Raw genomic sequence first — 26663 nt, 5'->3', positions numbered from 1 at the left:
GAGTTCATGCGTTACGCCTGCGGCATCCGATAGAACATGTGAACACCGATCTGCGCTGTTTTGGCAAAGCTGCGCGCCCAACGCGGGTTCACCGCGCGGGTATGGTAATGGGTCGCGCCCTGAGTGAGCGTGCGCGGCGCGCCGTCGAGCATCAGACGGGCGATCTTGCCGACCTGCTCATAGGCGGCTTTTTCGCGGATCACGTCGGAATAGCCGTCACAGGTATAGGTGAACTGGCATTGGTATTTCTTGCCGGTGCCCTGATGGATCACACCGCAAACCGAGTTCGGAAAAGCCGGCGAGGACACGCGGTTGAGGATCACCTCGGCCACGGCGAACTGGCCTTTGACGCTTTCACCGCGCGCCTCGAAATAAAGCGCCTCGGAGAGACATTGCCATTCGGTGTCCCCGGTTGCGACCGGTCGGCTGTCGAGGAAGGCCTCTGTGTAGCTGATCGCGGGGGCAGAGGATTTCGGCTTGAAACTTTGCAGGAGCCGCTGAATCGCGTCCGTACCCGCCGTCTCAAGACCGTCACGCTCCTGATCGAGAAGCGCGTTCAGTTCCATGCCGAGCACAGGGTTCGGATCGTTCGAGTGGCTCACCGTCACCTCGGCCTGCGCAGCACCAGTCAGCGCGCAAAAACCGAGCGAGGCCAGAAGCGCGAACGCTTTGAGCCGAGCTGAGAAGTTCATAAGGGTTATCCCTCCATTGCGCCCCGAAAGCGGGGCCTCACGGGTGGTTTCGAGGGGCGGACATAGGGGGAAAACGCTCAAAGGTCTACCCCGGGGTGTCCAGAGCGGTTTCCAGAGCGTCAAGTCAAAGGCGAAAATCGGCCATCGCTTCGACAAAAATAGGCGGGGCTTCGCCTTTATTTTCAGCGCCTTGTCAAAAAACTGTGATCATTTTGCATCTGCGGCGACAAGCTGCGCCGCAGCAAGGCGTGCCACGGGCACCCGGAAGGGCGAACAGGAGACGTAATCGAAGCCCGCCGCCCGGCAAAAAGCGATTGATTCGGGGTTGCCGCCATGTTCGCCGCAAACCGCCACGGTCAACTCCGGACGCACCTTGCGCCCCCGCTCCGCACCGATTTTCAACAGCTCGCCGACACCCTCGAAATCGAGTGTGTGGAAGGGGTCCTCGGGAAACACGCCCTGTTGCACATAGGCGTTCATGAAGCGTCCGGCATCGTCACGCGACAAGCCGTAGGCCATTTGCGTCAGATCGTTGGTGCCAAAAGACAGGAAGGCGGCGTTCTGGGCGATGTCACCCGCCCGCAACGCGGCGCGTGGCGTTTCGACCATGACCCCGAGGCGATAGGTGAACTCTGCCCCGGTCTCGTTGCGCACAGCGGCGGCCACCCCGTCGATCTGGGTCTTCACGAGCTCCACCTCGCGCTTGGCGGAGACCAGCGGGATCATGATCTCCGGCACGATGGGCGCGCCATGTTTGCTGGCCTCAATCGTCGCCTCGAAAATCGCGCGGGCCTGCATTTCGTAAATCTCGGGGAAAGTGATCCCCAGACGGACCCCCCGCATCCCCAGCATCGGGTTGAATTCCGACAGCCATTCGATCCGGCGGGTCACATCGGAGAGCGGCAGATCGAGCGCCTCGGCCAGCTCCTTGGCCCCTTCCCTGTCGGAGGGCAGAAACTCGTGGAGCGGTGGATCGAACAGGCGAATGCAGACCGGCAAACCTTCCATGATGCGAAAAAGTTCAATGAAGTCAGATCGTTGCATCGGCAAGAGCCGCGCGATCGCTTCGGCCCGATCCTCGTGCTTCGCGGCAAAGATCATCTCCCGCATCACGGTCAGACGATCCCCCTCGAAGAACATATGCTCGGTGCGGCAAAGCCCGATGCCCTGGGCCTTGAAATTGCGCGCGACGGCGGCGTCCGAAGGCGTATCGGCATTGGCCCGCACTCCGATGTCACGGATACCATCCGCCCATTCCATGAGCTGAAGATACCAATGGTCCTTGACCGGCGGCAAAAGACGCACCGCACCCATCAACGCTTCGCCCGCAGACCCGTCGAGCGTCATCACATCGCCCTCTTCGAGCTTGCGCCCGTCCTCGAGCGTCAGCGTCCGTTCGCGGGAATTGATCCGGATCGAGGCCCCCACGACACAAGGCATGCCGATGCCACGCGCGATCACCGCCGCGTGCGAGGTCACACCGCCGCGCTCTGTCAGAATCCCGACCGAGGAATGCATGCCGCGAATGTCCTCCGGCGTGGTTTCGCGCCGCACGAGGATACAGGGCTCGCCGCGGGACTCATAGCTCTGCGCGACGGTGGAGTTGAACACGATCCGCCCGACCGCCCCCCCCGGCGAAGCGGCAATGCCCTTGGCCAACACATCGCGGCTGTCCGTGGGGTCGACCTGCTGGTGCAGCAATTCGGTGAGCGAGCGCGCGGGAATCCGCAGGATCGCCTCCTCGCGCGGAATGATCCCGTCTTCGGCCAGTTGCACGGCAATGCGCAAAGCGGCCCGCGACGACCGCGGCACGCGCACCGCATCGAGGATAAAGAGTTTGCCCTCGGAAATGGTGAACTCGACCTGCATCTCCTCGCGCAGGCGCACCCGGCACAGCCGGGTCATGTCCACGAGTTTGGCGAACAACGCGGGTTGTTCTTTCTCAAGAGAAACGCCGCGCTCATCCTTGGACAGGTACAACACGCCGCTGGCGCCTTTATTGAGCGCCGCACGGCCCTGTGCCTGACGCAGATAACGGCCTTTGATCACGGGGGCGCCGGTCTGCTCGTCGACAAGTTGCACCACGCCCGCACCGCTCTCCCCCGGTCCAAGGCCAAGCGCCATGCTCTGCACGATCAGACCGAGCCCGGCATCGGCGGGCGCGCCTTTCGCCTGACGCAATAGCCGCGCAGTCGTCCCCTCCCAGGCGCGCGCCATAGAGCGCAGCACCTGACCGAGCTGGTGCGCCGGGTCTTGCGGAAACGGATCGCCGGTTTCGTCCTCATGCGCCGCGAGCGCCGATTTCAGCGCCTCGTGCACCGGAACCGATGTGTCGAATTCGAAAAGTTCCGGGTCGAGACGTTCGACATGTACGGCAAACGCCTGCACAAACCGAAGATACAGCGCATCTGCCGCCTCCGCCCCGTGGCTCACCGTGAGCTCCGCATGCCGGGCGTCATTCAGACCGATATTGAGGATCGCCCCGGGGCCGCCCCAGTCGGGGTCCTCAGACGAGGGCCGCACGGACAACAAGGGCGCATCGCCAAACACGCGCAAAAGCGACTTCATATCAAAGGCTTGCCCCTCCGCCAGACGATGCACCGCATCGAAGGACAGGGCGACGGTTTCCGGCACGGGAAGGTCGAGGCGGATGAGGCGTTGCAGACATTTCGCCCGCCCGCCATGGGTATTGACCGCGATCGGAGCGACGCGGCGAATGCGGGTGAACCCGAGGATGTCGCTCTCTTGCTGCACTGCGGCACCTCCCTTTGACGGCACGCTACGCCGCATCGGGACGTGAGCGCAACCGTTAACCTTAACGGCCCTCAGAATTGGCGAGAAACCGTTGCCGTAAGGTTAACACGACAACGGGCCAGCCACTCGGGAAGATCAGCTCTCGATCCGCGTCAGATCGGCGACCGACAGGCAAATTTCGCGGATGCGGCCCAAAAGATTGAGACGGTTGCGCCGCACGATCTCGTTGTCGGTGTTGATCTGCACCGCCTCGAAGAACGCATCCACAGCAGGCCGCATATCGGCCATGGCGGACATCGCTGCGGTGAAATCTTCGGCCTGCATGGCCGGTTTGATCGCCGCCGAGGCGGTGTCCAAAGCGGCGAACAGCGCTTTTTCCTCATCCGTTTCGGCAAATTTCACATCCGGGCCAAAGGAATATTCGACACCGTCTTTTTCTTCGGCCTGCGTCAGGATGTTGTTGGCGCGTTTGAAACCTTGAATGAGGTTGGTGCCATTTTCGGTGTCGAGCATCGCCTGCAACGCACGGGCGCGTTTGACCAGCAGCGTGATGTCGTCATTGCCCGGCATCGCCAGACAGGCGTCGATCACATCGTGGCGAATACCCTCATCTTTGAGGAAGACTTTCAGACGGTCGTGGAAGAAGGAGAGGAGATCCTGCGCTACAGACTTAGACCAATCAAGCACTTCTTGGTTGGCAGGCAACCAGCCTTTGCCTGTCTCACTAAGTTCAACCAAAACCTTGGCTTCTTCCTCACGCAATTCCCATTCAACCTCGGCCAGCTCATCATTTACATATGCGTCAAGAAGGCGCTGCTTCTTTTGCTGATCTGAAAATTCCAAAGATGCTGCAAGCATTTCAAAGGACTTCAAATTCGTGCGTTTTCGATTTGCAAGCATAACAAATTCAATGAGATTGCACCTAATTTGATTTTCTACCAGCAACCGGATCACCCCAAGCGCCGCCCGGCGCAGCGCAAACGGGTCTTTCGAGCCGGTGGGTTTCTCGTCGATGGCCCAGAAGCCGGTGAGCGTGTCGAGCTTGTCGGCCAGCGCCACAGAGACGGACACCGGATCGGTCGGCACATCGTCGGAGGGGCCCAGCGGCGAATAGTGATCGCGGCAGGCATCGGCCACGGCATCGGACAGGCCGGCGATCTTGGCATAATAGCGGCCCATGATGCCTTGCAGTTCCGGGAATTCATAGACCATCTCGGAGGACAGGTCGGCCTTGGCGACTTTCGCGGCCGTTGCTGCCTCCCCGGCCTCGGCCCCGACGATGGGTGCGATGTCAGACGCCAAAGCGGCGATGCGGGCGATGCGCGCGCCTTGCGAGCCGAGTTTGTTGTGGAACGTCACATGGGCCAAGGGCGCGGACATGGCTTCCATGCCTGCGCGCTCGACCGTGCGCACATCGTTTTCCCAGAAGAATTTCGCATCCGACAGACGCGCGGAGAGCACTTTTTGGTTCCCGGCCAAAATCGTCGCGCCATTGTCGGCGGTCTCGCGGTTCGCCACGGTGACGAATTTTTCGATCCGGCCCGTTTTCGGGTTTTTCACGGAGAAGAATTTCTGGTGCTCGCGCATACTGGTCTGCAAAACCTCCGGCGGCAGGCCGAGGAAGTCCTCGCCAATCTCGCCCATCAGCACGACAGGCCATTCGACCAGACCGGCCACCTCTGACAAAAGCCCTTTGTCGTCAACGACCTCCAGCCCCTGCGCAAAGGCTTGGTTGGTGGCGTCGTGCCAAATATGATCGGCGCGCTCTTGCGGATCGAGCACGACAAAATTCTGTTTCAGCTTGGCAGCGTAATCGTCGAAAGACGTCACCTTGAAGCTGCCTGCGGACATGAAACGATGCCCCCAGACGGTGTTGCCGGACACGATCCCGTCGATGTCGAGCGGCACCACTTCGGCGCCGTCTTCCCGGCTCATCAGACAGACAATCGAATGCAGCGGACGCACCCATTTCAGGCTCCCGGCGCCCCAGCGCATGGATTTCGGCCAAGGGAAATTGCGCACCGTGGCCTCGAGCACCTCGGCCACGATCTCGGCTGCCGGACGGCCAGGGCGGGTGATCTTGGCGAAATAGACCTGACCCTTTTTCTCGTCGCGGATCTCGAGATCATCTTTCGTCACACCTGCCCCGCGCAGGAAGCCTTCGAGCGCTTTCTCGGGCGCATCGACCCGTGGGCCTTTGCGCTCCTCGACCGTGGTCGGAGAGGCGTCCAGAAGCCCCTCGATCGACAGGGCCAGACGGCGCGGTGTCGCAAACGCGCCCGCCGAGGCATAGGTCAAACCGGCCTCGACAAGACCGTTCGTCACCAGAGATTTCAGGTCCTCGGACGCACGTTTCTGCATCCGGGCCGGGATTTCGTCGGAGAAAAGCTCGATCAGCAAGTCAGCCATGGGTCAGTTTCCTTCAGGGGCGGGCGGACAGCCCGCAGGCGCGGGTTTGCCGTCGAACACGGCCTCCCCGCAACGGTTAGCTTGGGTCCAGGCATAGCCGTGACCGTCCGGGTAGACGGCAATCACACGGTCGAAGCCATAGGTGATATTCTCTTCGCCCATAAAGGCGACGGCACGCCCCGCCTCGAGATCGGCCCCGATGCGTTTCGCGTCGAAACACGAAAACCACGAGGGCGCGATCAGCGGCGACGGGCGGTCGTAGGGCCGAAACGTCTCGGTCATCATCGCCACGGAAAGCGGCGTGGTGAAACAGGCCCGGAACTTGAGCGGCGAGGTGTCCGCGTCGATGCCCTCGAAATTCTCGGCGAGGATGTCCTCAGAGAGGCCTGCAAAACTGGTCGCATGGATCGCGGCGGCGGTAGCCGAAGCTTCCAGCCGGTCGTAATAGGCATAGACCTGCGTGTAATACAGGCCCGCTCCGAACACGAGTGCGAGCACCACGATAAACCCTGCGATCAGCTTGCCATTCATGCGGTCTCGACCTCGGGGGTCCAACCGCCCGCCGTCGTTTGTACAAACGCATCGGCACAGGCCTTGGCCAGCGCGCGCACCCGCCCGATATAGGCCTGGCGTTCGGTGACGGAGATCACGCCCCGCGCATCGAGCAGGTTGAAGAGATGCGAGGCCTTGATGCATTGGTCATAGGCCGGATGCACCATGATGATGCGCTTGCCGGTTTTCGGGTCTTCGGCAGGGTTCGCCAAAAGCGCATGGCACTCGGCCTCCGCCTCTTCGAAATGTTTGAGCAACATCTCGGTGTTGGCGGCATCGAAATTGTGCCGGGAATATTCTTCCTCGGTCTGCTTGAACACATCGCCATAGGTCAGCGGGATCGGCGATTGCGGATCGTTGAACGGCATGTTCATCACATGGTCGATGCCGAGAACGTACATCGCCAGACGTTCCAGACCATAGGTCAGCTCGCCCGAAACCGGTTTGCAATCATGTCCGCCGACCTGTTGGAAATAGGTGAACTGCGACACTTCCATGCCGTCGCACCAGACCTCCCAGCCAAGCCCCCACGCGCCCAGCGTCGGGCTTTCCCAGTCGTCTTCCACGAAACGGATATCATGCAGATCGGTGTCGATGCCGATGGCTTTCAAGGACCCGAGATAGAGGTCCTGCAAATCCGGCGGCGACGGTTTGATCAGCACCTGATACTGATAGTAATGCTGCAAACGGTTCGGGTTCTCGCCATAGCGCCCGTCGGTCGGACGGCGGGACGGCTGAACATAGGCCGCAGCCCATGCGGTCGACCCCAAAGAGCGCAGCGTCGTGGCCGGGTGAAAGGTCCCCGCGCCCACTTCCATGTCATAGGGCTGCAAAATCGCGCAACCTCGCGACGCCCAATAGCTCTGGAGCCGCAGGATGATCTCCTGAAACGAGCGCGGTTTTTCGACATTCTCGGAGGGGGACTGGGACATGGGGTCTTTCGCCAATTCTGATGGTCAAACGCGGGCACATCCCTAGCGAGGCCCGGCGGGGGCGTCAATGACAAGGCGGGCCGCGCAAGGCTCTCGGTGCCGATTTCCCGGCAGTTTTACATCACATGCCCGCCATTTGCCCCCTTGCCCCCCCACAGCATGTTGACCTCACCGCCAAACCTGTTTTCTTAAGCCACAATATAAGGGCCGAATGGCCTGCAGGACATGTAAAGGGTTTTCATGAAAAGGTCTCTCGCCGTTGCCCCGCTGGGGCTCGCTGCAACGTTGCTGCTTTCCACCGCGCTCCATGCCGAACAATGGATTCAGATCGAAGCGCAACCCTCCCTGACCGAGGCCACCGAGGCCGCGCGCGGCTATGCCGGTCGCCTGCCGAATGTGGTCGGTTTCGAGCTTCCGGGGCGCTGGAACGCCATCGCGCTCGGCCCCTACGCCACCGAGGCCGAGGCCGAAGCCGCCCGCCTGACGCTTCGCGCGCAGGGCATGATCCCCGGCGACAGCTACCTGACCGACGGCACCCAGTATCGCCAGCCGTTCTGGCCCGTGGGCGCAACGGTGTCGACGCTCCCCGCCGCGATTGCGCCGGAGGCTGCCGCACCGGCTGAGACCGAGGCCGCGATGCCGGTCGAGGACATTCCGTCCATTCTCCCCGATGAGACCCCCGCCGAAGCCCGCGCCTCCGAGCGCGCGCTCACGCAGGCGGATCGCGAGGCGCTTCAGACCGCGCTGAAATTCGCGGGCGTTTACAGTTCCGGGATCGACGGCGCCTTTGGCCCCGGCACCCGCCGCGCCATGTCCGACTGGCAGGCGCTCAAGGGCTATGACATCACCGGCGTGCTGACCACGCAGCAACGTGCCGAAGCGCTCGGGGCCTATCAGGCTGTGATCGACAGCCTCGGCATGGCGCCCGTGGCCGATGAGGTGGCGGGGGTGACGATCTCCCTGCCGCTGGGGCTTGTGGAATTCGACGCCTACGCGCCGCCCTTCGCGAAATACAAATCCAAGGACGGCTCCGGCGTTCAGGTCATGCTGATCTCGCAAACCGGCGACGAGGCCACCTTGGGCGGGCTTTACGAAATCATGCAGACGCTTGAGATTGTGCCGATGGACGGCCCGCGCACCCGCGACAGCAAATCCTTTTCGCTGACCGGCACGAATTCAAACATCACCTCCCACACGGAGGCGCGTCTGGTGAACGGCGCGGTGAAGGGGTGGACCCTGATCTGGCCGACGCCGAAGACCACGGATGACGAAACCCGCCATCAGATGGCCCTCGACGCGATGCAATCGACCTTTGCGACGCTCGACGGTGTGTTGCCCGACGCTTACGGCGAAGGGGCCGCGCAGGACATCGACCTTCTGGCCGGGCTCGACATTCGCCGCCCCGAAAAGGCCGGCTCCGGCTTTTATGTCGATGACAAAGGCGCGGTTCTCACCTCCGCCGATCTCGTCGCCTCCTGTGCCAAGATCACCATCGACGACGGCTATGAGGCCACTGTCACCGCGACCGAGGACGGCATGGCACTTTTGACCCCGGTCGAAGCCCTAGCCCCCCTGAGCGTCGCCAAATTCGACAGCCAGCTGCCGCGTCTTCAGTCCGAGGTCTCCGTGTCGGGCTATGCCTATGCCGGTCGTCTCGATGCGCCGACGCTCAATTATGGCCTCATGGCCGAGCACAAGGGCCTGTCGGGCGAAGAGGACCTTTTGCGTCTGGCGATGACCACGCTTCCGGGCGAGGCGGGCGGCCCGCTTTTGAACTCTTCCGGGGCTGTCATCGGCATGCTCGCGGCCAAAGACGCCATCCCGGAGGCCCAGGCCCGCAGCCTGCCCGAGGATGTCGCCTTTGCCTATGACATGGAAAAGATTGCGGGCTTCCTGTCGGGCCATGGCGTCACCGTCTCGGCCTCCGACAGCGCCACCTCCGACGCAGATCTGGTGCGCATCGGGCGGGACCTCACGGTTCTGGTAAGCTGCTGGAACTGAGCCTTTCAAACAATCCTGATAAAGCCCCGTTCCGCGGGGCTTTATTTTTCCTGGGCGATCGCGCGCCGAAGCATCGCAAGCGCCGCCTGATCCGCCTTGCCCTTGGTCAGCCATGCGAGCGCAAAGATCCAGATCCCCACGGCCTCGCCCCAGAACACCAGATTGTGTGCCGCGACAAACGCCTCCGCCCCGCCCCAGCGCGCCATGGCAAAAGCCCCGGCGATCCCCGCCAGAGCCACGAGAATGCCATAGCCGCAGGCCTTGTAGATATAGGGACGCACACGGCTTTCGGTCTTGGGGAATTGCACGAGGCAAAACACGACGAGGCAGAGGAAAAACACCAGCGCCGCGATGTTATGCACCCAGGAGGACCCGCCGACGCCGATCAGCTTTTGTGTCACCGTTTCCTCCGGCGGCGTACATTGCGCCATGCCCTCCGGCGGGATGCAATCGGCCAGCGATGGGAAGAAGGCCACGAGCAATGCGGAAATCCCCGCAACCGAGGCCAGCACCTGATCGGAGAAGGTCTCGTCCGAGCGGCGCGGATAGCCCTTGTAGGTGATCAGGAACACGCCAATGGCGGCGAGCGATCCGGTGAACACCTCGCGCAGAGGCGAAAAGAAGAAATTCGACACGCTGTCGCGCAAAGCATGTTCGAGCCCCATGCCTCCGACGATCAGCACGACCGGCAGAAACAAGGCGATCACGCCCAGCGCCTGCCGCACCCGGTAGAAGCTCATCACATGCGGATCACTGTCGTCCCCCATGGCCATCCCTTTCAACGCGCGGTTGAACGGATTATGCCCGCCAGAACCGGATCGTGAAAAGGGCGAAAACCGACATGACCTCGAGCCGCCCGATCAGCATGGCGATGGCCAAAATCCATTTCGCCGGATCGTTGAGCGTCGCGAAATTGCCCGCCGGGCCGATGATGTCCCCCAACCCCGGCCCGACACAGGCCAAGGCCGTCGCAGCCCCCGAGATCGCGGTGATGAAATCGAGCCCGGTCGCCGCCAGAAGCACCGAAGTCACACCCAGCGTCACGATGAAAAACGAAAAGAACGCCATGACAGAGGACAGCACGTCTTCGGTCACCGGATGCCCTTGGTAGCGGGGCGTAAAGACACCGTTGGGGCTGTGGATCTTGCGGATTTGCGCCCGCATCGAGGCCCACAAAAGCTGATAGCGAAAAATCTTGACCGAACAGGCGGTCGACCCCGCGCAGCCGCCGATCAGACCGATGAAGAAAAACGCCACCGCCGGAAACGCCCCCCAGAGCTGATAATCCGTCGAGGCAAACCCCGTGCCCGAAATGATCGAGGTGACATTGAACAGGCCTTCGCGAAAGGAATGTTCGAAATGATCCTGATTCACGATCAGCCGATAGATGGAAAAGACAATCGCCAGCCCGAAAATGATGATCAGATAGGCATGGATCTGCGTGTCCCGCCACATCGGTCGCGCGGTCCCGGCCAGAAGCTGCACATAGCGCACAAAGGGCAGTGAGGCGAGGATCATGAAGACGGAAGAGACATATTCCGCAGGGCCTTGGAACGCCCCGAAAGACGCGTCCCGTGTCGAAAACCCGCCCGTGGACAAGGTCGTGAGCGCATGGTTCAACGCATCGAAAATGTTCATGCCCACAAGGAGATAGGCAAGGAAACAGGCCACCGTCAGGGCAATATAGATCACCGAGATACGCGCCGCGATCTCACCCGCGCGCGGCAGAACCTTGCCATCCGTGTCAAAGGCCTCGGTGCGAAACACCTGCATGCCGCCCACCTTGAGTTCCGGCAGAAACACCATGGCCACGACGATGATCCCGACACCGCCGAACCATTGCAGCATCGAACGCCACAAAAGAATGCCCGCGGGCAGATCGTCGAGCCCCGTGAACACCGTGGCTCCGGTGGTGGTCACCCCCGACATCGCCTCGAAAAACGCATCGGTCAGATTGGCCTCGGTCGCGCCCAGAATGAAGGGAAGCCCCCCGAACAGCGGCAGGATCAGCCAGATCAGCGTGGTCAAAAGAAACATCTGCCGGATCGACAGGCCCTGTTGCTGACCGTTCTGGGTGGCAAGCGCCAAAGCCGCGCCGACCACGAAAGTGATCACCCCGGATTTAAAGAACACGTCCCATTCGCCCGACCCCGTCAAAAGGTCCACCGCCATGGGAATCGCCATCGTCAGCCCGAGGAGGCCGACGAGCGTTCCGATCACATATCCGACTGGCCTCAAATCCGTCATGGGGCCAAGGCTTGGCCGCGCACGACGGGCAAGTCAAGCGCAGAAAAGCCGCGCATGGCCGGGGCATCCCACACCGGCCATGCGCAAGATCGCCTTACAAAAGCGCTCGTTTCAAAACCGGCACCCGGCTGACCACCAGCCAATCGAGCAACAACACCGCCAAAAGCGTCAGCCCCGCCATCGGAAAGGCAAAACACAGCAGCAACCCAAGCGCCACAGCCCCCTTCCAGAGCGGCATGTTTTGGGGCATTGGCGGCGGCGCGATGCGCAGGCTGCCCGCGGGACGGCGTTTCCACCACATCACCGCCCCCGAGACACAGAGAAAGACAACCAACAGGCAGTAAACCGTGTTGAACACAATCGACCACCAGCCAGCGGTCCCCATGTGAAGCGCCATGCCCACGGCCATCGCCTTGCCCGGCACGGAATACTCCGCGAACTGCACATCGGCGAGAATCTTGCCGCTGTATTGGTCGAGATGCAGCGTCCGATCCGACAACGGGTCGGTGCTATCAAGGCTCATCGAGTCGCGCGTCATCGTCCAAACGCCCGTATCCGACTGCGGGAAAGCCAAGCGATAGCGATGATCGAACCCCAGCGCCCGCGCATAGGCGTCCACCGTGTCAAACGTCACCGGAAGACCTTCGGTGATCCCGTCAGCCCCCGCCAAGGACCCCGACGCCGGAAGCGGCGTCTGCTCCAAGGCCCATGGCATCAACTTGTAACCGGGGTTCAGATCGCCATGGGTCTTGTCGGACAGCGGCGCGCCCCATTTCTCCGCCGGGAACGTGGACCACGCCTGCGTCAGACGGTCCCCCCAGATACCGGACCAGGCCAGACCGGAGAGCAGGAAAAAGGTCAGAAACACCGACATCCAGATCCCGACAGTGGCATGCAGCGTTTTCCAAAGCGCCCGACCACGGGCCTTCAGATTCGGGATCAGAGCGGTGCGGAGCCCACCGCCCCGCGGCCACCAGAGATAAACCCCGGTGACGATGAGAATGATCCCCAAAGAGGCCGCGATCTCGATCAGCCGGTCGCCCAGCGTGCCGATCATCAGCTCGCCATGGATATTTTCGAAAAACTGATACCACCCTTCGCGGCGCGGGAAGGTCTCGACCACCTCCGCCGTGAACGGGTTCACCGCCGCCATGATCTGACCGTGATCGGTGTCGATGCGGAACAGCGCCACCGTGTCACTCTTCACCGGCGCGATATATTCGAGAAGGTTCCCCCCCGGCACAGCCGCCAACGCCGCCTCGGCCTGCATCGACACCGGCACAGTAATCTTTGGCGCAGTGCTCTCTGGCGCGGTTATCTCTGCGCTGCCTTCTGCGGGGGTGATATAGATATATTCCCCGTCGCGCCCCTCGATGACGGAACTCCACATGATGCCAAGCCCGGTGAGGGCCAGCATGATGAGAAACGGGATGACATAAAGCCCGGCATAGAAATGCCAGCGCCACGCGGCGCGATAGAATTTGGCGGCATTGCCTGCCGTGTCCTGCGTCTCTTGCGGCGCAGGTGATTGATCGAGTGCGACCATGGTCTCACGTCCTTTCATGGCCTGACGGGCGCGCAGCACAGCATGGTGCGGCCCGGCTCAGGTCGGAATTGTTTTGATGATGTCTCTGGTAGAGGTCAGGAAAGGATCATCGAGACCGGCGGCGCGCGCGGAAACCGCTGGACATAGGGCGCAGCACGGCCCGGCACCTCGTCGGGCTTCGGGTAATCCGCCAGATCGTGCGCCGCAAGATAGGGATCGGCCAGTTCCATCCCCGTCACCACCGGCGCCATATTGGCCAGCGGACAGGGCTGTGACTTGGCATCTTTATGCTCGATCGGATTGCCATCCGCATCGAGCGTAATGGTCTGAAGCCCGTCGCCGGTACAGATCACGATGACCTGTGTGCGAATGAGGCCAAGCTCCGCCAGCAGGGCCGAAGATCTCGGCCCCACGATCCCGAGCAACAGCGCGAGAAGCAGGAGAGGACGCAGCAGTGCGAAAACCATGCCCCCACTTACCCCAAGGTCAAGCGCCACGTCCAGCGGTCAGATCCTGCCCGACGGAAGTCCGACAAAAGTCCGACGCTTATCCGACAGCTTTATCCGTCAGTTTTAACCGACGTGGAACAGCGTCGAAAACAGCTTCGGATCGAGGCTTTGGGCGGCAAAGGTCTCGCCCTCCGTCAGCACCGACACCGCATCGTGAGAGTGCAGGCTTTCCTGATGGCTCGCGACGATCCGAAAGTCCCCGATCCGCCGGTCGTTCTCCAGCGCTTCAGAGAACAGCCGCGCCGCATCCTCGACGAAAATCGGGTTGGCGGCGTTCAGTTCGGCAAAGGCCTGTTCGTCCTCGCGCTTCACCATCACCTGCGTCTCCGTCGGGATCGCTTTGCGGCACAGGTCGATCAAATCCTCGAACCAGAGCGTGTCCGGCTGGTTCTTCACCTCGACCGAAATCCGCGCCACGGAGCGCTGCGAATGCGGGGTTGCAAGCTGATGCCGCGTACGGCGGGCATGTTCGGAAAGTTCAAGAGAACAGGGGCAAGTGGAGCTATAAACATAGTCCAGATGCATGATTTCTGTCATTTTTCCGCCCTGCTCCACCAGCTCCAGCGCGATGTCGTAATACTGATAGCCCGCAAGACCGGAGCGCAGGGATTGCCGTTTCACCGGAAAGGAAAACCGCATCTGAATGCGGGCATCGAAACTGTCGAGATCGCTTTGGTAATCCCTGAGCGCCGCTTCGATCACATCGAAGGAAAAGCTCCGCTCCGCGTGTTTGTAAAACGAGCGCATGATCCGGGACATGTTGATGCCCTTCTTCTCCGCCTCAAGGCTCACGGTGCCGGTGACGGAGGTTTCAAGCGTCAGATCGCCCCCACCGTTCAAACTGTCGCGGGTTTTGAAGCGGATCGGCAGGCGAAAATTCGAGATACCGACATGCTGGATTTGCCGTTTTGCACCTTTGATCAGACTTTCCGGACCGTTTTGCAGGTCCGGAAGGCCTTCTTTATAGGCCTCGGACACCTCGAAATCTTCCGGGTAAGCCCGCCGCAACGCTGGATAATTTGCAAAATCATCGGCTTCGGGCAAAAGTCGCGCAATGGCCGGATCAAGCTCCGCCACCTCGGTCGGCGTCGCCTTGACCGCCCAGTCACGCAATGTCGCCAAAGCCGCCTCAGCGGCGGCCCTGTCGTTCTTGTCGAGATCGCTCGTCTGTATGTTCATGCGCAAACCCCTTCCGTTGGCCCTCATATAGGAGGTTCTCAGAGATTTACCAATACGAAGGAGATTTGCCTCTGGGTTAAACCGCCTCGAGCGCGTTCAGGATGTCCGCAACGATGTCGTCCGTGTCCTCAAGCCCCATCGACAGCCGCACAAGCCCGTCGGTCAGCCCAAGCTCCGGACGTTTCTCCACCGGCACGTTTTTATGCGTGGTGGTGCAGGGGTGGGTCGCGATGGATTTCGCATCGGCAAAGTTGTTCGAAAGCGTGAAGACTTCCAAAGCGTTGAGGAATTTGAACGCCGCCTCCTTGCCGCCCTTGAGATCGACGGTGATCACGGTCCCAGCCGCTTCGGATTGCGATTTTGCCAGCTCGTATTGCGGATGCGATTTGTAGGACGGGTAGCGGACGGAGGCCAAGGCAGGATGCCCGTCAAGCGCCTCGCAAAGCTTCATCGCCGTCGCCGCCTGTTGCCGCACACGCAGATCGAGCGTGTCGAGGGATTTGAGCTGAATCCAGGCATTGAAGGGCGAAATCGCCCCGCCGGTATGCTTGATATACATCTCGACCGGGCCACGGATCAGCTCCTTGTCGCCCGCAATGATGCCGCCCAGACACCGCCCCTGCCCGTCCACATGTTTCGTGGTCGAATAGATGATCAGATCCGCGCCCGCTTCCTTGGCATAGGAAAAAATCGGCGTGCACATGGCGTTGTCCACCACCACCAGCGCACCGACGGCATGAGCCAGTTCGGACACGGCCTTGAGATCGATCACCTCAAGCGTCGGGTTCGAAATGCTCTCGCAGAACACCGCTTTGGTGTCGGGCCGGATCGCCGCCTTCCATTCGTCGAGGTTCTTGCCATCGACCAGCGTGGTCTCGACGCCGAATTTCGGCAGCACTTCGGTGACGATATAGAGGCAAGAGCCAAACAGCGCCTTCGAGGACACCAAATGATCGCCCGCCTTGAGGATCGACATCAAAGCGCCCGCGACGGCGGCCATGCCGGAGGCGGTCGCAAACGCGTCCTCGCAGCCCTCGATCGAGGCCATCCGGTCCTCGAACATCCGGGTCGTCGGATTGCCATAACGGGCGTAGATAAATTCGTCGTCGCCGGGAGAGACAAAACGTGCTTCCGCCTCTTCGGCGGTCTCGTAGACAAAGCCCTGCGTCAGAAACAGCGCCTCGGAAACCTCGCCATAATGTGAGCGGCGGATGCCATCGTGAATAAGTTTGGTACGGGTTTTCCAGTTTTTTTGGGTCATTGTGATCCCTTTCGCCATTCCTAATCCCCATTCGATCAAGGGCTGGGGCACGGCGGGTTCTGACCAACCCGGTGTCTCGTCCTGACCTCTTTAGCGGTGTTTTTAACGTGGCCCGCAATCCGGAGAACAAATCGCCACATGGGGCGTGGGGTACAAACCCTGCGACATTCTGTCAACAGCGCCCGCCCCCGTTAATAAAGATTCACCGCCCTGTCGCAGCATCGTGACACTCCCCGCGCATCTTCGCGCGCGAGCAAAGCCATCAGAGGCGGGTCCCATGCCCCTTTTGAAGATCAACGCCGAAGGTCCCTTTTTGCCGCCCGAGACCCGTGTGCGGCTTCGCCAAGCGCTCGACGCCACACCTAAAGGCGCGCCGGTGGTGATCTGTATCCATGGCTACAAGTTCTCGCCACAGATCGCGGCGCATGACCCGCACGATCATATCCTCGCTCTCGATCCCGGCCTCAACTCGCGCAAGGTGCTGAGCTGGCCGCGCGCGCTTGGCTTTGGCACCGGGACGGCGCAGGAGGGCCTCTGCATCGCGCTCGGATGGGAGGCGCGCGGCACGATCTGGCAGGCTTACGACATGGCACGGCAGACAGGGGAGGCCTTGGCCCGGCTGATCTGGAAAATGGACCGCCCCGTGCAGCTCATCGGCCATTCGCTCGGCGCGCGGGTGATCCTCTCCGCCCTGCCCCGCCTGCCTGCGGACACGGTGCAGCGCGCGATCCTCCTAGCCGGGGCGGAGTTCCGATCCGCAGCACTTCATGCTCTTGAGAGCGAGGCCGGGCGCACCGTGGAGATTCTCAACGTCACCTCACGGGAGAACCGGATCTACGACCTGATGGTCGAGATGGCCCTTCGTCCCGATCACGGGGCGTCGCGTACGCTCGGCGCCGGGCTTGGCGAGCTGCGCCGTAATTGGTGCGATCTGGCGATCGACAAGGCGCAGGCACGGGCGACGCTCGCCCGGCTGGGCTATGCGGTTCCCGCCCCCGACCGTCGCGTGTGCCATTGGTCGCCCTATCTGCGCGAGGGGCTGTTCGATCTCTACCGCGTCGCCCTGCGCGCGCCCGAACGCCTGCCACTGGCCCTTTTGCAGGACGGATTGCAGCCGGCCCCCTCTTTGGCCCCGCCCCGATCACGATGGCGTGCGCAAGAATCTGTCGCTTCGCCCTTGTCCTTTTCGCGCAAAGCGTCATCCTGACGCGCATCCAATATCCGGATGACTGCACGGGCCCCAGACAGATGATCGAAACCCCCATCACGCTTTACTACTGGCCGACGCCGAACGGCTGGAAAATCTCTATCGCGCTCGAAGAGATGGACCTGCCCTATGAGGTGAAACTCGTGAATATCGGCAAAGGTGAGCAATTCGACCCAGAATTCCTCAAAATTGCGCCGAACAACCGCATGCCTGCGATTGTCGACCCGGAAGGTCCCGGCGGGCGACCGATCTCGATTTTCGAAAGCGGGGCGATTCTCCAGTATCTCGCGCGCAAGCATGACAAGTTCTATGGCGGCGGCGAACGTGACCGCACCGTGGTCGATCAATGGCTGATGTGGCAGATGGGCGGACTTGGCCCGATGGCCGGTCAGGCGCATCACTTCCTGAGCTACGCGCCCAATATGGAGCCACCGAACGACCTGCCCTATGCCAAGACCCGCTATCGCAGCGAGGTTGCCCGGCTCTACGGCGTGCTCGACCGGCGGCTGGCGGAGGAGGAATTCGTGGCGGGCGATTTCTATTCCATTGCCGATATGGCGATCTGGCCCTGGGCCTCTTTGTGGGAAAAACAGGAACAGACGCTTGAGGACAAGCCGCATCTGAAACGCTGGATCGCCCGCATCGCCTCGCGCCCTGCGGTGCAGCGCGGACGGGCTCTGGCTGCGGAGAAACGCACAGAGACGGCGCATGACAAAGAGGCGCAGAAGGTGCTGTTTGGCCAAGGGACCCAAAAGTGATTTTAACCCGGCGGGAGATGGTTCTGGGCATGAGCGCGCTCGCTTTGAGCGGGTGTTCCGTCCCGAAAATGACCATCCCGCCGGATCTTGCCGAAATCCCCGTTGCCCGGAAGCGGGAGCTTTTGGTGGTGACCAACCGACAGTTCTCCGCCACGCAAGGCCTCGAGTTCGACAGTCTGCGATCTGACAAGATGTTCTATTGCGACTATGGGATTTCCGTCCCGGAGGAGCGTAAACCGGGTGAGTTTTCCTTCCCGAAAACCCGGCTCGATCCCAAGCGCGAGTTCTTCGTCACCGAAAGCACGCATTTCGATGCGGAGCGCGCGTTTCTAGACCGCCTCAATACCCGGCTCGACGCCCTGCCCCGAGGCGAGCGCAATGTCGTGCTCTTCGTACATGGCTACAACGTCTCCTATCCCGGCGCGGTGTTCCGCGCGGCACAGATCGCCACAGATTTCGCGCTCGACCAGCCCATGGTGTTGTTCTCATGGCCCTCCGCCGGGCGACTGTCGCGCTATGCCTACGACCGCGATTCCGTGCTCTACGCCCGCACCGCACTGGCCGAAACCCTGCGCCTGCTGAGCCGCAGTCGCGCCGAGAATGTCATGCTGCTCGCGCATTCCATGGGCGGGCTACTGGCGATGGAGGCGCTCAAACGGCTGGCCCTGCAAGGCGACCGCAGGACATTGTCCCGCCTGATCGGCGTGGCGCTGGTGCAGCCCGACATCGACGTCGATCTGTTCCGCCGTCAAATGCAGGACCTGCGCCCCTATGATGTCGATCTTGTGGTCTTCGCCTCGCGCCGGGACCGGGCGCTCAAGATTTCCGCCGTGCTGACCGGAGGACATCCACGGGTCGGTGAGGCCGAGAACATCGAAGAGCTGCGCAGCCTTGGCGTGCTGGTGATCGACACCTCCCATGCCCCGATGGGCGATCCGCTTGGCCATATGGCCCTGATGCGCTCGCCTGCGCTTCTGGCGATGATTTCTTCGGGAGAACTGGTCGAACGCATCGTGTCCGGTGCGCCCGGACAGGATATTCTGATCGACGGGCTGAGCCTCACCGGCAAGGCGGCGCTGGCGGTGGCTTACCTGCCCTATACGCTGACCGGAAGCTGAGACCTATTCCGCCGCATCCTTGTCGGCGGCTTTCTCTTCGGTCGAATGCCGTGCCATAAGCCCTGACTGGCTCATGAAAAACGCAAGCATGGCGATGGGCAGGCCGAAGGTCTTGAACTTGACCCAGCTGTCCGTGGTCATCGTGCGCCAGATCGCCTCGTTCGCGACGGCCAGCCCAAAGAAGAACAGCATCATGCGGAATTCGAGCTTGCGCCAGCCCGCAGCGTCCAAGGGCATGACCTCGCCCAGAACCAGCGAGAGATAGCTTTTCGAACGCAAAAGCCCCACGCCCAAAATGGCACCGAACATGATGTAGATCATCGTCGGCTTCATCTTAAAGAAGCGCTCGTCATTGAGCCAGATGGTCAGCCCGCCGAACACCACGACCAGCACCAGCGTCATGACCTGCATCGCCGACAGCTTGCCGGTGAGCTTCCATAGCGCCAGCGTCGAGAGCGCCAGAAGCGGGATGAACACCGCCGTCATGACGATAAACCCGGAATACTCTGCGCCCCCGATCATAAACGTATGATCCCTGAGCGCGATATAGCCCGCGAAAAACGCAAGAATCGGCCCCATTTCCAGCGCCGGTTTGATCCAGGGTTTCATCTGTTTTTCAGAATGCTCGGACATGCGTTTCCCCTTAGCCACCCATCTCAACTATGACCGCGCCGAGCGCAATCAAGGCCATGAGGGACAATCTTCTCGGCCCCACCTTTTCGCCCAGCACGATCCAGCCGATCAGGGCGGCAAAGACGGTCGAGGTTTCCCGCAGCACGGCGGCCTCGCCGACGTTGTCGAGCCGGGTGGCGAGCATGATACAGCCGAAGGAGAAATAGGCCACGATGCCGCCGAAAAAGCCCTTGATCGCCAAGGGGGCAAGGTCGGGTTTGTATTCCATATTCTTGTAGCGCAGAAACGCCACGACCGGCATCACAAGACCGTCGAGGAAGAAGAACCACGCGAGGAAGGTGAACGGATCGGCGGTGGCGCGGATGCCATAGGCGTCATAGGTGGTGTAAAGCGCGACGAACGCGCCGGTCAGCACGGCGAGCATCAGGGCGGGCACCATGGTTTCGCGACCGACCGTGATGGTGCGCAGGTTGTAGAGCGCCAGCCCGAAAATCCCGGAGAGCAGCACCAGAACGCCGAGCCATTGGATCAGCGTAAAATGTTCACCGAACACAAACCCTGCACCGATCACCGCAAAGAGCGGCCCGGAGCCCCGCACCACCGGGTAAACGACCGTATAGGCCCCCTTGGTGTAGGTGTAGCCCTGCGCGATCTTGTAGCCCATATGGATCAGGAACATGCCCGCGAAGATGATCCACATATGCGGCTCGGGCCATGGCACGACAAACAGCGCGAAGGGCGCCGCCATGATGCAATAGAAGAAATCCATCGCACCGCGCGACAACCACGGGTCATGCTTGCCCTTTTGCAACGCACCAAACAGCGCATGCAGGAACGCCGCCATCAGCGCCAGAATCAGCGCCGCATGGTGGCCCGTTTCGGTGCCTTCAAGGGACAGGATGAAATCGCTCATGTCCCCCTGCTATCCCCCGTCCCGTGACAAGTCCAGAGCGTGAAACTGCACAGCAACCTGCGCATCACTTGGGAAAACGCTCAGGAGGACCGGTCGCGCAGATGTCGCTCCAGTCGCCGGAGCGCCAAAGACAGCGAGATGGTCATCATCAGATAGAGAAGCGCGACCACATTATAGGTTTCGAAATAGCGAAAATTGCCTGCAGAGGTCACCTTGCCCAGTTGCGTGATGTCGGTGACGCCCAGAACGGACACGAGTGAGCTGTCCTTGATCATGGCGATGAAATCATTGCCCAATGGCGGCAGCACCGTGCGCAGCGCCTGCGGGAAGACGATCAGGCGAAACCTGAGCCAGCCGTTGAGACCGAGCGCCTCGGCGGCCTCGATCTGGCCCTTGTCGACGGACAAAAGCCCGGCGCGAAACACCTCGGCGATGAAGGCGGAATAGCCGATGGTCAGCGCAATGATCGCCCGCCACATCAGGGAAAAATCCCGCGTGCGGAGCGGATCGAAGCCCAACGGCACGGTCACGGAATTGATCAGCGTCACCACCATCGGCGCAATCACAAAGGCCACGTAGAGCAGAAGCACAAGGATCGGCACACCGCGCACCACCTCGGTGTAAAACCGCGCGATCTGGCGCAAAACGATAAAACGCGACAGCGAGGCGGTGGCCAGCAACAACCCCAAAACGGTGGCCAGGGCAAAGGCCACAAGCGTAACGAAGACCGTCACCCAGATGCCTTTCGACAATGTTGTCAGCACCTTGGCGTAGAGATCGTCGGCGATCACCCGATACAACAGGTAACCGCCCAAGAGGATCAGCGCCACAAGCCAATAGGGAAAGTCTTTCGACCCGTCCGCCGGTTTGCGCATTCGGGTCTTCGCAGGTCGCAAGCCTTATTCGCCCATCTTGTAATCGAGGAACCATTTGGTGTTGAGCGCGTCGATCGTGCCGTCGTCCTTCATCGCCGCAATCGCGGCGTTGATCGGGGCGACCAGATCGGAGCCTTTCGGGAAGATAAAGCCGAAATCCTCGGTGCCTAGCTTCTCGCCAACGATCTTGAGCGCCCCGTCCGAGGCCGCGACATAGCCGTTGCCCGCCGTGCCATCGGTCAGCACCAGATCGACATCGCCCGCACGCAGCGCCTGCACACAGGCGCCGAAGGTCTCGAACAGCTTCACGCGCGGGTTCGCCTCGTCGCCGTCGAGCACATCGTAAACGCCGACGTAAAACGGCGTGGTGCCGGGCTGGGCGGCAAACAACAGGTCCGGAGCGGCGGCAAAAGAGGCGGCATCGGAGAACCGAGTTTCGTCGCCCCGCACCAGCATGACCATTTCGGAACGCATGTAAGCATCTGAGAAATCCACCATTTCGGCGCGATCTTCGCGGATGGTGATACCGGTCATGCCCATGTCGTACTGACCTTCGGACACCGCCGGGATCATCGCGTCCCAGGAGATGTTTTCATAGTCCAGAGTGGCGTTCAGCCGCTTGGCAATTTCCGCCATCGCATCGTATTCCCAGCCCACAGCCGCGCCCGAGCCATCCATAAATTGCAGCGGCGGATAGGCGTTTTCCGTGACCACGACGATCTCGCGCCCGCCCAGATCGGGCAGGTCGGCGGCAAAAGCGGTGGTCAGAGGTGCGGTGAATGAGACAGCGGCAAGCGTCAAAGCGGAAAGGATTTTCATGAACGACTCCCTGAGATGTTTCCCCGGAGCTTAACCTCTCAGCCCGCTTTGGCAACGGATCGCCCCGCCCGGCGCGGGCCCCCCGCTCGGGCTGCCCGAAATTCAGGCGGCGCGCGGGCCGTCGCCGCGCATCAGCCCCGGCATATCGGAATAGGGGTTGGGCACAAGCATGCCATCCGTGGCCTCGATAAACGCATAGGCCGGATCGAGATAACCCGCGTTGATCAGCGCCTCTTCGAGCGTGCGCACCACGAAATCGGTGCGATATTCCGGCAAAACGCCCATGCCCCAAATCCGCGCCGGGCGATCTTCGCGCTCCGGATCGACAACCAGCATCGCCGTTCCGACCAGACGCGCCCCATCGACCACGACCATCTCGGAATAAAGCTCGCGATCCTCGGGCCAGTCCTCGTCGGTTTCCTCCGGGCAGACCGGATAATCGAAGAACAACTCCTGCATGGCCTCGCGACGGGCCACAGGATCGCCGCCCGACACCCAGCTGTTCGGGCCGATTGCGTGCAGAATTTCGAGCATCAAACCTCCAGACCCATCAGGGCCGCGGCAAATTCCTCGGGATCGAAAGGCGCAAGATCGTCGATCTGTTCGCCCACCCCGATCGCATGGATCGGCAGGCCGAATTTATCGGCAAGGCTCACCAGAACGCCACCGCGCGCGGTCCCGTCGAGTTTCGTCATCACAAGGCCGGAAACATCCGCGAGCTTCTGGAAGGTCTCGACCTGCGAAAGCGCGTTCTGCCCTGTTGTGGCGTCGAGCACAAGCAGAGTGTTGTGCGGCGCGGTTTCGTCTTTCTTGCGGATCACGCGAACGATCTTGGCCAATTCCTCCATAAGATCCTGCCGGTTCTGCAACCGTCCCGCCGTGTCGATCATCAACAGGTCCGCCCCACTTTCCTGCGCTTTGGTCATCGCATCGAAGGCAAGGCTCGCCGGATCGGACCCTTCGGGCGCGGTCAATACCGGCACACCGGCGCGCTCACCCCAGACCTGCAATTGCTCGACAGCGGCAGCCCGGAAGGTATCCCCCGCTGCGATCACCACGGATTTGCCCGCCGCTTTGAACTGTGAGGCGAGCTTGCCGATGGTGGTGGTCTTACCTGAACCATTGACGCCCACGACCAGCACCACCTGCGGCGTTTTCTGATAGAGCGGCATGGGTTTCGCCACAGGTTCCATGATCCGCGCCACTTCGCGCGCCATCAACCGTTTGATTTCCTCGACCGAGAGCTTTTTGCCATAGCGCCCTTCGGCCATGGCGGCGGTCACGCGCATGGAGGTCTCGACCCCCATATCGGCGGTGATCAACAGCTCTTCGAGTTGCTCCAGCATGTCGTCATCGAGCACCCGGCGCGTGACGGTCTTTTGTTCCTTGCGGCCCAGAAGACGGCCCAGAAAGCCGGGTTTCACCGCCTCTGCCGACGCTTCGATCACATTCTCAACAGGGATGTCCTGCGGCATCTCGACCGGAGTTTCCACCGGAGTTTCAACCGGCATTTCGATGGGCGCAGGCGCGTGATCGGGCTCTGGCGCAACCGGCAGCTCCTGCGGCACATCCGAGGGCACCTCTTCCGGGAGCGGCGAGGGCGTGATCTCAGGAACGACCTCTGGCTCAATATCAGGAACAGGCTCCGGGACGATCTCCGGTTCCGGCTCAGGGATTGGCGTGGGGTCCGGCTCTGGCGTCTCAACTGCAACTTCAACCGCAGTGTCGACAAAAGCCTCCTCGACACCGCTTTCCTCGCCGCCATCCTCGACAATGGCTTCCAGCCCCTCGTCGATCTTCGACGAAGATTTCATCAGACGGGATTTGAGTTTCGAAAATAGCGACATAGGGCCTCCGTTCCTGTCGTCACTTAATCAGTCTCAGCCCAAGAAGAAAGCCCCCAGCGCACGCTCACAGGACAAAGGCGCCAAGGATCAGCGCCTGTGCTGCAACATACAGCAGCCAAAGCCCATATCCGGCCCACCTGCTCAGCCGCCCCGCTGTGCCAAGCCGAAACATCTGAATCGCAAGGATCAGGTCGGACATCACGAAAGCCACCGCGCCGAGACTGGCGAAGCGCAATGGAACCGGCAGGTTCACCGCCGCCACTGCCATGGCGCAGATCAGCAACACGTATATCCGCACGGGCCCTTTGAGTGCGCCGGTGAAAGGCACAAGCCAAAACTCCGTCGACAGCGCCAGCACGGCAAAGGGTAGCACGGTCCAGAGCCCGAGATGCTCCACCCGACCGGAAAAAAGCCAGAGATAACAAAGATGTCCAAACGCGAAGCCGATCAACCCCATGAGAAACGCCCGCTCACCGGGCCGCGACAGCGCCCAATCGCCAAAGGCCGAGAGCGCCAGCCCCGCAATCAGCAACAGGGGCGCATGCGACAGCCCTGCGACCACCGCAAGCAGGGCCACCGGCACGGTCTTGATCCCGCTGCGCCAAAGCGCGGGCGGTTGCGCCGTCAGCGGAAGGTACGCGACAGCCCCAATCGCCGCGACACCCCAAAGCCACATCTCCATCGAACCCTCCCTTCAGCGGTTTTCGCTTTTGCAGCGCAAAAATCCCCGCTCTATAGTCACCTTAACTCGACAGGAGCCGCCAGAATGCAGAAAACCACGCATATCGTTCGTTTTTTTGCCGTCACAACGCTTGCCCCCGTGGCCCTTCTGGCGCTTGGCGCGCTGTTCGGCGGGCTTTGGGCCGTCGCCGGGTTTCTCTACATGACGGCGCTCGCCTATTCGATGGATCAACTCGTCGCGCTGGCCACGGAACCGGACAATCCAGAGGCGGAGTTCCCCGATGCCAATGCGCTCTCGACCGTTCTGGCCCTGTCGCATTTCGCGCTATTGCCGCTGGCGGTCTGGGCCTTGTCGAACGGGCAATTCGCATTTTGGGAAAGGCTCTTCGTCTTTTTCGGCATGGGCTTGTTCTTCGGACAGGTGTCGAATTCCAATGCCCATGAAATGATCCATCGCTCCGACAGGACGCTGCGCCGCCTTGGCACATGGGTCTATATCACGCTCCTGTTCGGCCATCACGCCACCGCCCATGTGCGGGTCCATCATCGCTATGCCGCCTCGCCCGAGGACCCCAATTCCGCGCCTCTGGGCATGAGCTATTACCGCTTTCTGCCGCGCGCCTGGATCGGATCTTTCAGGGCCGGTCTGCGTGAGGAAAACGCGATGCGCGCGCGGGGAGGATCGAGCGATCTGCACCCCTATGCGCTCTATGTCGGGGGGGCGCTCGTCTGTCTGGGTCTGGCCTTTGTCATCGGCGGAATGACCGGCGTTTTCAAATACATGCTGCTCGCGGGCTATGCCTCCGCCCAGCTCATGCTGTCGGATTACGTCCAGCATTATGGCCTCCGTCGGCGCGAGATTTCGGAGGGGAAATATGAGCCGGTCGGCGATGCTCACAGCTGGAACAGCCCGCAATGGTTCACCTCGCTTCTGATGCTGAACGCCCCGCGCCATTCCGATCACCATGCGCACCCGATGAAGCCCTATCCGGCGCTTGAGCTGACCGAGGAGATGCCGCAACTGCCGCGCTCGCTTCCGGCTATGGCGACGCTGGCGCTGATCCCGCCCTTGTGGCGCAAGGTGATGGACCCGCGTGTGACGCGTCTCCGGCAGGGGGGAGAGGCTTAACCATTTGTTAAGAACGTGAATGGTACGAAACGCGCCGATATGGCATGGTTATCATATGATGACTCGCCTGATCCTCCCCCTGTGCCTCTGTGCCGCCCCTCTGACAGCCGATCCCCTGAGCGGCGCGGAGTTTGACGCCTATGCCACGGGCAAGACTCTGACCTTCGCCGAGGACGGTCAACCCTATGGGGCCGAAGAATACCTGCCGGGCAAACGGGTGCGTTGGGCCTTCGATCAGGACACCTGCAAGGAAGGCATCTGGTACGAAGAGGATCAGAACATCTGTTTCGTCTATGAAGACGGCTTCGCCCCGCAATGCTGGCAGTTTTTCATCGAAACCGACAAGCTCAAGGCCGTGTTTCAGGGCGAAAGCGGCACAGAGCTCTATGAAGCCTGGACCTCCGACGGCCCGCTGGCCTGCATGGGGCCGCATATCGGGGTCTGAGCTCGTTTGCCTCCCCTGCTTGCCACGATCTCTGGTTCAACCCTCTCCGGCGTTATCTTGTCCGGCGTTAACCTTAATTCGCGTTAAGGTTAATCAGGTTAAGGTTAACGCCAGAAAAGAGGCGCCCCCCTCGACATCGACCCGCTCAATTTGCGC

Annotated in this window: 24 protein-coding genes and 1 riboswitch; of the genes, 6 read left to right on the top strand and 18 right to left on the bottom strand. The window is 61.4% G+C overall.

From position 1 onward, the window contains the following. Positions 1–11: 11 nt before the first annotated feature. From V1471_RS01225 to V1471_RS01205, 5 genes are all read right to left on the bottom strand, one after another. Positions 12–692: a cell wall hydrolase gene (locus tag V1471_RS01225; RefSeq protein ID WP_434286441.1), complete on the bottom strand. Its 681-nt coding sequence runs from the start codon at positions 690–692 to the stop codon at positions 12–14. Between the two features lie 207 nt (positions 693–899). Beyond that, positions 900–3482 carry a putative PEP-binding protein gene (locus V1471_RS01220; protein WP_434286440.1) on the bottom strand — a complete coding sequence of 861 codons (2583 nt, stop codon included), beginning with the start codon at positions 3480–3482 and terminating at the stop codon, positions 900–902. A gap of 99 nt (positions 3483–3581) precedes the next feature. Then, complete coding sequence (glyS, locus tag V1471_RS01215) at positions 3582–5855, bottom strand: glycine--tRNA ligase subunit beta (protein ID WP_434286439.1); 2274 nt, start codon at positions 5853–5855, stop codon at positions 3582–3584. A gap of 3 nt (positions 5856–5858) precedes the next feature. Beyond that, on the bottom strand, positions 5859–6386 hold the full coding sequence (locus V1471_RS01210) for a DUF6446 family protein (RefSeq protein WP_434286438.1): 528 nt from the start codon (positions 6384–6386) through the stop codon (positions 5859–5861). Then, entirely contained in the window at positions 6383–7339 is a 957-nt protein-coding gene (locus V1471_RS01205; RefSeq protein ID WP_434286437.1) for a glycine--tRNA ligase subunit alpha, read from the bottom strand. Before V1471_RS01205 ends, V1471_RS01210 begins: the two co-directional genes overlap by 4 nt. Positions 7340–7579: 240 nt before the next feature. On the opposite strand from V1471_RS01205, the gene V1471_RS01200 reads away from it, so the two are divergent. Then, entirely contained in the window at positions 7580–9340 is a 1761-nt protein-coding gene (locus tag V1471_RS01200) for a serine protease (RefSeq protein WP_434286436.1), read from the top strand. Positions 9341–9381: 41 nt separating this feature from the next. Here V1471_RS01200 and V1471_RS01195 read toward each other — a convergent pair whose 3' ends face one another. From V1471_RS01195 to metZ, 6 genes are all read right to left on the bottom strand, one after another. Further along, positions 9382–10107 (bottom strand): DUF998 domain-containing protein, encoded by a 726-nt coding sequence (locus V1471_RS01195; protein ID WP_434286435.1) that lies wholly within the window; start codon positions 10105–10107, stop codon positions 9382–9384. A 31-nt stretch (positions 10108–10138) separates the two neighbouring features. After that, on the bottom strand, positions 10139–11587 hold the full coding sequence (locus V1471_RS01190; protein WP_434286434.1) for a TrkH family potassium uptake protein: 1449 nt from the start codon (positions 11585–11587) through the stop codon (positions 10139–10141). A 94-nt stretch (positions 11588–11681) separates the two neighbouring features. Then, a complete protein-coding gene (locus V1471_RS01185; protein ID WP_434286433.1) occupies positions 11682–13133 on the bottom strand; it encodes a PepSY-associated TM helix domain-containing protein in 1452 nt (483 codons plus the stop codon). A 95-nt stretch (positions 13134–13228) separates the two neighbouring features. After that, positions 13229–13600: a hypothetical protein gene (locus V1471_RS01180; protein WP_434286432.1), complete on the bottom strand. Its 372-nt coding sequence runs from the start codon at positions 13598–13600 to the stop codon at positions 13229–13231. 105 nt (positions 13601–13705) lie between these two features. Beyond that, positions 13706–14821 (bottom strand): GTP cyclohydrolase FolE2, encoded by a 1116-nt coding sequence (gene folE2, locus V1471_RS01175; RefSeq protein ID WP_434286431.1) that lies wholly within the window; start codon positions 14819–14821, stop codon positions 13706–13708. Between the two features lie 76 nt (positions 14822–14897). Then, positions 14898–16082 (bottom strand): O-succinylhomoserine sulfhydrylase, encoded by a 1185-nt coding sequence (metZ, locus tag V1471_RS01170; protein WP_434286430.1) that lies wholly within the window; start codon positions 16080–16082, stop codon positions 14898–14900. A 69-nt stretch (positions 16083–16151) separates the two neighbouring features. Further along, positions 16152–16230, bottom strand: a riboswitch (SAM riboswitch). A gap of 129 nt (positions 16231–16359) precedes the next feature. Between metZ and V1471_RS01165 the strand changes: the two genes are divergently transcribed. Genes V1471_RS01165 through V1471_RS01155 form a run of 3 tightly spaced genes read left to right on the top strand, consistent with a single transcriptional unit; the run spans position 16360 to position 19165 of the window. After that, on the top strand, positions 16360–17289 hold the full coding sequence (locus V1471_RS01165; RefSeq protein ID WP_434286429.1) for a DUF726 domain-containing protein: 930 nt from the start codon (positions 16360–16362) through the stop codon (positions 17287–17289). A gap of 41 nt (positions 17290–17330) precedes the next feature. After that, positions 17331–18047, top strand: a complete 717-nt coding sequence (locus V1471_RS01160) for a glutathione S-transferase family protein (RefSeq protein ID WP_434286428.1) — start codon at positions 17331–17333, stop codon at positions 18045–18047. A 29-nt stretch (positions 18048–18076) separates the two neighbouring features. Continuing rightward, positions 18077–19165 (top strand): alpha/beta hydrolase, encoded by a 1089-nt coding sequence (locus tag V1471_RS01155; protein WP_434286427.1) that lies wholly within the window; start codon positions 18077–18079, stop codon positions 19163–19165. Positions 19166–19168: 3 nt separating this feature from the next. Here V1471_RS01155 and V1471_RS01150 read toward each other — a convergent pair whose 3' ends face one another. From V1471_RS01150 to V1471_RS01120, 7 genes are all read right to left on the bottom strand, one after another. Further along, complete coding sequence (locus V1471_RS01150) at positions 19169–19798, bottom strand: inner membrane-spanning protein YciB (RefSeq protein ID WP_434286426.1); 630 nt, start codon at positions 19796–19798, stop codon at positions 19169–19171. A 10-nt stretch (positions 19799–19808) separates the two neighbouring features. After that, positions 19809–20711 (bottom strand): DMT family transporter, encoded by a 903-nt coding sequence (locus tag V1471_RS01145; protein WP_434286425.1) that lies wholly within the window; start codon positions 20709–20711, stop codon positions 19809–19811. Positions 20712–20791: 80 nt separating this feature from the next. Further along, positions 20792–21586, bottom strand: a complete 795-nt coding sequence (locus V1471_RS01140; protein ID WP_434286424.1) for an amino acid ABC transporter permease — start codon at positions 21584–21586, stop codon at positions 20792–20794. A gap of 24 nt (positions 21587–21610) precedes the next feature. After that, positions 21611–22405 (bottom strand): transporter substrate-binding domain-containing protein, encoded by a 795-nt coding sequence (locus V1471_RS01135; RefSeq protein ID WP_434286423.1) that lies wholly within the window; start codon positions 22403–22405, stop codon positions 21611–21613. Positions 22406–22507: 102 nt separating this feature from the next. Next, positions 22508–22939 (bottom strand): GNAT family N-acetyltransferase, encoded by a 432-nt coding sequence (locus V1471_RS01130; RefSeq protein ID WP_434286422.1) that lies wholly within the window; start codon positions 22937–22939, stop codon positions 22508–22510. Next, positions 22939–24252 carry a signal recognition particle-docking protein FtsY gene (ftsY, locus tag V1471_RS01125; RefSeq protein ID WP_434286421.1) on the bottom strand — a complete coding sequence of 438 codons (1314 nt, stop codon included), beginning with the start codon at positions 24250–24252 and terminating at the stop codon, positions 22939–22941. Before ftsY ends, V1471_RS01130 begins: the two co-directional genes overlap by 1 nt. A 64-nt stretch (positions 24253–24316) precedes the next feature. Further along, complete coding sequence (locus V1471_RS01120) at positions 24317–24934, bottom strand: lysoplasmalogenase family protein (protein WP_434286419.1); 618 nt, start codon at positions 24932–24934, stop codon at positions 24317–24319. Positions 24935–25018: 84 nt separating this feature from the next. Here V1471_RS01120 and V1471_RS01115 point away from each other — a divergent pair, with 84 nt between their 5' ends. Next, the gene (locus tag V1471_RS01115) at positions 25019–26062 is read left to right on the top strand and encodes an alkane 1-monooxygenase (protein WP_434286418.1); all 1044 of its coding nucleotides are present in this window, start codon (positions 25019–25021) and stop codon (positions 26060–26062) included. 55 nt (positions 26063–26117) lie between these two features. Further along, positions 26118–26507, top strand: a complete 390-nt coding sequence (locus V1471_RS01110) for a hypothetical protein (protein ID WP_434286417.1) — start codon at positions 26118–26120, stop codon at positions 26505–26507. Positions 26508–26663 lie beyond the last annotated feature (156 nt).

Origin of the sequence: Celeribacter sp. SCSIO 80788 (genome assembly GCF_051054295.1) — a bacterium.
Classification (GTDB): Bacteria; Pseudomonadota; Alphaproteobacteria; order Rhodobacterales; family Rhodobacteraceae; genus Celeribacter.
Note: the sequence above shows the minus strand (reverse complement) of the source record. Positions and strands in the feature narration are given on the sequence as shown.